The sequence below is a fragment of the Mesotoga sp. genome, assembly GCF_035363035.1.
In the GTDB taxonomy this organism is placed as follows: Bacteria; Thermotogota; Thermotogae; order Petrotogales; family Kosmotogaceae; genus Mesotoga.
Genome location: NZ_DAOSEH010000125.1, coordinates 1 through 4,425, shown reverse-complemented (window position 1 = coordinate 4,425; position 4,425 = coordinate 1). Strand labels below are relative to the sequence as shown.

Genomic DNA, 4,425 nt, shown 5'->3' with positions numbered 1-4,425 from the left:
ACAGGCAGTTGATCCGGTCTGATTCCCAGAATCATGGATTGAGGTGTCGGTTCGGCTCTGGCTTTAATGACATTCTCAACGGTTACATTCCAGCCAGCTTCTTCAAGGCCTTCAATAAAAAGCCGCGAAACGTGGAGATTCCTGTCCTTAACATGTGATAGATTCGGATCGTCTTCCTCGAAAAAGATGCACAGAGTAATCAGCTTCCTTGAAACTCTTCGAGTCTCCGTAAAGACTTCCCTGGAGTTCTCCATGTTCTGAAATCCCGCCGCACTTACAATTAAGTCCAGAGAGTCGTTTCTGAACGGCAGTTTTTTACCATCGGCGATAATCTGATAAACCCTGTCTCCCCAACCTCTGTATCTCAAATACTGAAGGAGTCCAAAACTGCTCGATGGGCTTATGTCTACTGATATGTACTCTCGCTCCGTATACGCGAGGAGTTCTTCAAGAAGGCCGCCCATACCTGTGGCGAGATCCAGTACAACACCATTTTCCTTCTTTATGAGTTCGACGGTATGGTAGACGCTCTGTACCATCGCGCTGTTGTATTCTTCTGTGTATATGGCCTCTCTTGAACGTTTCATAAGCCTCTTGAATTCATCGAACTTTCCGCGGTACCACAGGGCAACGGCCTTTATTAGTTGATCGGCGGGAGAAAGCTGCTCTTCAGGGGTCTCGAAGAACCGTTTTTCAATCTCTTCCTGACCGTTCATGAAGCCCTTTCCTACCATCTCCCACTGGTCCCTTCCGGACAACAAGAAATCATAGATTCCCATTCGCTTTTTGAATCTCTTACCGCAACGGGAGCACATGAAACTATCTTCTTGGCTTAAAAGAGAAGAGCTACACGAAGGACACTGCAACAAACTCTCTACTTCAATCATTTTGTCTCCCTCCTTATATACATCCAGTAAGTATTTTACTATCTTTCCCGACGATTCAAAAATGGGATTCGCCCCGTTGGAAAATTAGCCCGTGATAAAATTGGACGGTCGAAGCGTGAAAGTAACTGTATGAGAAAGTCGTTCACAGGAAGGGAGGCTTCCATGAAAGAGGAAAAAGTAAAGGTTGGAATCGGTTTTGCAACAGGGAGAAGGTACTTCCAGAGAGTTCTGAGGAGTTACGTGTACAACTGGAAGGAATCGAGATTGGTTGACAGCGAAAAATTCAGTCTGAATCTCTTTGTAGCTTATGATCTGAGTTATAGAAATACGAAGAAAAGTCATTATACTCAACTGAGTTCTAGTGTAGATGAGATGCTTGATTCGAAATGCTTCATAGGCCAGGAGGAAGTTGAAGAAGAGAAAAAGTCTCTTGTAAAAGAGGGAGTCGTCAGTTCTGAAGAAGTTTCTCTGGTGTTTGGAAAAGGATATGCTTCTCAGCGAAACATCGTTCTCTATAGTGCACTTAAGAATCACGTTGACTATCTGCTATATCTGGATGATGACGAGTATCCAGTTGCCGTAACAGATAAACTAGGCTCAACTTCGTGGATAGGCCAGCACGTATTGAAAACCCATTTGAAAAACATTGACCGGGCAGATATCACTTACGGCCATCACTGTGGCTATATATCGCCGATCCCTTCCATAGAGTTTTCGACAACTCTTCCCGAGGATACTTTTAGACTGTTCATTGGGGCGATAAGCAACGACATAGTCAAGTGGGAGACACTTAAGAAATTGATCAAAGCCGGAGGAGTATCGTATGCCGACCCTGAGATATTGAACAGCGATGACGTTGTGGAAGTTCCGGAAATCAAACACGCCAAGTTCATATCTGGATCGAATCTATGCCTGAATCTGAAGGACCCGGGCAGGCTATTCCCCTTTTATAACCCCCCCGACGCACGCGGGGAAGATACATTTTTGAGCACCTGCCTGAGTGAGAGAAAAGTTCTTCGAGTTCCCTGTTACGCTTTTCACAACGCCTTCTCGACTTACAACCACATTTTGATGGGTGTACTTCCCACAAAGCTCAGACCGATAGTAGCCGATTCAAAAGAGATAGTAAGGCGTTTCTACAGGTCCTGCATTGGATGGATCAGATACAAACCGCTCCTTCTCTATATAACCGACCGTGATAGATATTCCGAAACGATCGAAGAGATGAAAACCAGTCTGAAGAGAACACTGCCCGCGATCTCGGCGCACTTTGGCACCGAGAGTTTTTTCAATATCTCCAAAGAGTTGAACAAATACCATAGGCTGGTTGAGAAACACTACGATCAATTCGCGAGAGTAAAGAGAATATGGTCGAATATATGCAGTTATCTGCGAGAGATCGACTGAATCTACAACCAATGCAGATGAGGTCTTCTTCTGCTACCTGAAGAAAACGTTCTCAGCCCGTCAATACTTATAGAACCTATAACGAAAGCGCGGGAGTTTTCAAAGTTTCTACCTGGATAATAAATTCTACAGGCACAGAGTGAATAAATCTGATAAAATTAGTCATATTAATATATGGAACAACTATTATTTGGAGGAGAAAAAATGAAGCGAAAAATTTTGAGCTCTATCATACTGGTTATACTTGTTCTAAGTACATCAACCGCTCTTTCAAGCGGGCCTATACAGATCAAGCCACCGATTTTGGCAACGGCCGTGGGCGATGGAGAGGGCTCGGTCATTTTGAACCTCGTTTGCGGATGGAAGGGAATAGAATGCGAGTCGGTTCTCGATCTGACTCCCGCCCGGCTGGAGGAGAGACTGAGTGGAATCGACGGCCCGGGGACGCTTGTTGTCGCCACCGGGGCCATTGTGGAGGGCGATCTCTATACGATTTGCAATATCGAGAAAATGAGCATAGAAAAGGAGTCGTCGAGAATAGAAGGGTTGATCGCCGTCGCAAAATCCAGCAGGATTCCGGTGATCGGTCTTCACATCGACCGGGGAATAACCTCTCCCGATACCGATCCCGGCAAGTCTTTAGATCTTATAATGCCTTACGCTGATGCCATAATTCTTGTCACGCACATCGGCATGGACGAGTATTTTGAAGAGATCGCTGCGGCCGGCGCAATACCGTTGATCGTGATCGACAACTCAGACAAACTCGTCGAAGCTCTCGAGGCGCTCTTCTCGATGAATCTGGGTGAGTGCAAATAAAGCACGTCGGTTGAATTTCGCTTCTGGGTTGCTGTATCGTGTCGTTGCTTCACTAAAATCCAGATAGTTTCAATAGTCCGGTTCTAGAGTGTGCCGAGAAAGCGTTCTACAGACTCTGAATCCTACATCTTTTGCCGCTCCCGTCGGTGTGTAGCCGCTTCTTGCCGACACTCTCAAGTATTTTTCGAAATCGTGCCAGGACCCACCCCTGATAACCCTGTAATTTCCCTCTGAAAAGACGCAGGGGTCGGTCTGCTCAAGATACGGGTAACTTGCATACCAGTCATGACACCATTCCCAGACGTTTCCACTCATGTCGAAAACCCCGATTTCATTCGGTTGCTTCGCTCCCACTTCAGAAGTTTTCCAGTCGGAATTGATGTTGTACCACGCAACGATGTCCGGTTCATCATGTCCAGAGTAGAGGGTGGTTTTACTTAAATCCGCCCCTCTTGCGACATACTCCCGCTCTGCTTCGGTTGGCAGACGATACCCCACCGCCTTCGAAGGTGACGAAGTTACTTCTCCCTTTCCGTCTATAAGATATCCAGAAGAATTATAAGCTGGAGGAAACCCTGCCTTTGAGCTTAACCAGTTGCAGTACTCTGTTGCGTCCCACCAGCTCACGAATATCACGGGCCTGTTTTGCCTTCCCCACCCATTGTCAGAAGATTTCTCCCGTACGGTTTGTTCGCAGAATTCATCGAATTGCGCGAAAGTCGTCTCGTACTTTGAAATCAAAAAATCGTATGTGATATCGACAACGTGAACAGGCGACTCGTTATCGAAACTCTTTTCTGAAACACTGCCCATCAAAAAACTTCCTCCACTCACTCGAACAAAAGAGGATTCATTCGGCTGTGCCGCGGAAAGATGAAGACAAATGAAGGTTAACACGATCAATACCAGCCTGGTTTTTTTCATATAGGACCTCCATTGGATACACTCTCAAAAAGGGTAAATAATGTAAGAGCTTGCCTGTGAAAGAAGGCCGGCCCCCGATAAGACTGGCAACGAGCTCTATCCCAACGCTCCTCGTTTCTTTGACCCGAACTGTATACAAGAAACCGCCAGTAAACATTCATCCGGGCCGTCGGTATAAGGGATCGAAAATCAGAATTTCTTCAGCCAGGGTTCGTTGAGGTCGCAGACTGGAGAGACTGCCGAGTCATACAGAGCATTTGCGGCCGTGGAGTAGCCGCCCACGAAGACCCTTACCGCTCCCATTCTCTTCAGTCTGTGGAGCCCTTCGGTTAGCATGGCCTTCCCCAGACCTCTCTTGTGGTACTCCGGCATAACCCCGACAGGCTCG

Annotated in this window: 5 protein-coding genes; 2 read left to right on the top strand and 3 right to left on the bottom strand. The window is 46.6% G+C overall.

The genetic code is table 11. From position 1 onward, the window contains the following. Positions 1–779 (bottom strand): class I SAM-dependent methyltransferase (locus PKX57_RS11395; protein WP_472417416.1); only part of this gene is annotated, 779 nt, incomplete at its 3' end. Between the two features lie 270 nt (positions 780–1,049). Here PKX57_RS11395 and PKX57_RS11390 point away from each other — a divergent pair. Further along, positions 1,050–2,294 (top strand): hypothetical protein, encoded by a 1,245-nt coding sequence (locus tag PKX57_RS11390; protein WP_472417414.1) that lies wholly within the window; start codon positions 1,050–1,052, stop codon positions 2,292–2,294. Between the two features lie 204 nt (positions 2,295–2,498). After that, the gene (locus PKX57_RS11385) at positions 2,499–3,113 is read left to right on the top strand and encodes a DUF6305 family protein (RefSeq protein ID WP_472417412.1); all 615 of its coding nucleotides are present in this window, start codon (positions 2,499–2,501) and stop codon (positions 3,111–3,113) included. Positions 3,114–3,182: 69 nt separating this feature from the next. Here the strand turns inward: PKX57_RS11385 and PKX57_RS11380 are convergent, their stop codons facing one another. Together PKX57_RS11380 and PKX57_RS11375 are read right to left on the bottom strand one after the other, a co-directional pair. Further along, entirely contained in the window at positions 3,183–4,037 is an 855-nt protein-coding gene (locus PKX57_RS11380) for a formylglycine-generating enzyme family protein (RefSeq protein ID WP_472417410.1), read from the bottom strand. 189 nt (positions 4,038–4,226) lie between these two features. Continuing rightward, positions 4,227–4,425: GNAT family N-acetyltransferase (locus PKX57_RS11375; protein ID WP_472417408.1), on the bottom strand; the 199-nt coding region annotated here is incomplete at its 5' end.

Bases quoted from the DNA above. Each gene is read 5' to 3' on its own strand.
- PKX57_RS11390 (WP_472417414.1), top strand. From the start codon at position 1,050: ATGAAAGAGGAAAAAGTAAAGGTTGGAATCGGTTTTGCAACAGGGAGA.
- PKX57_RS11385 (WP_472417412.1), top strand. From the start codon at position 2,499: ATGAAGCGAAAAATTTTGAGCTCTATCATACTGGTTATACTTGTTCTA.
- PKX57_RS11380 (WP_472417410.1), bottom strand. From the start codon at position 4,037: ATGAAAAAAACCAGGCTGGTATTGATCGTGTTAACCTTCATTTGTCTT.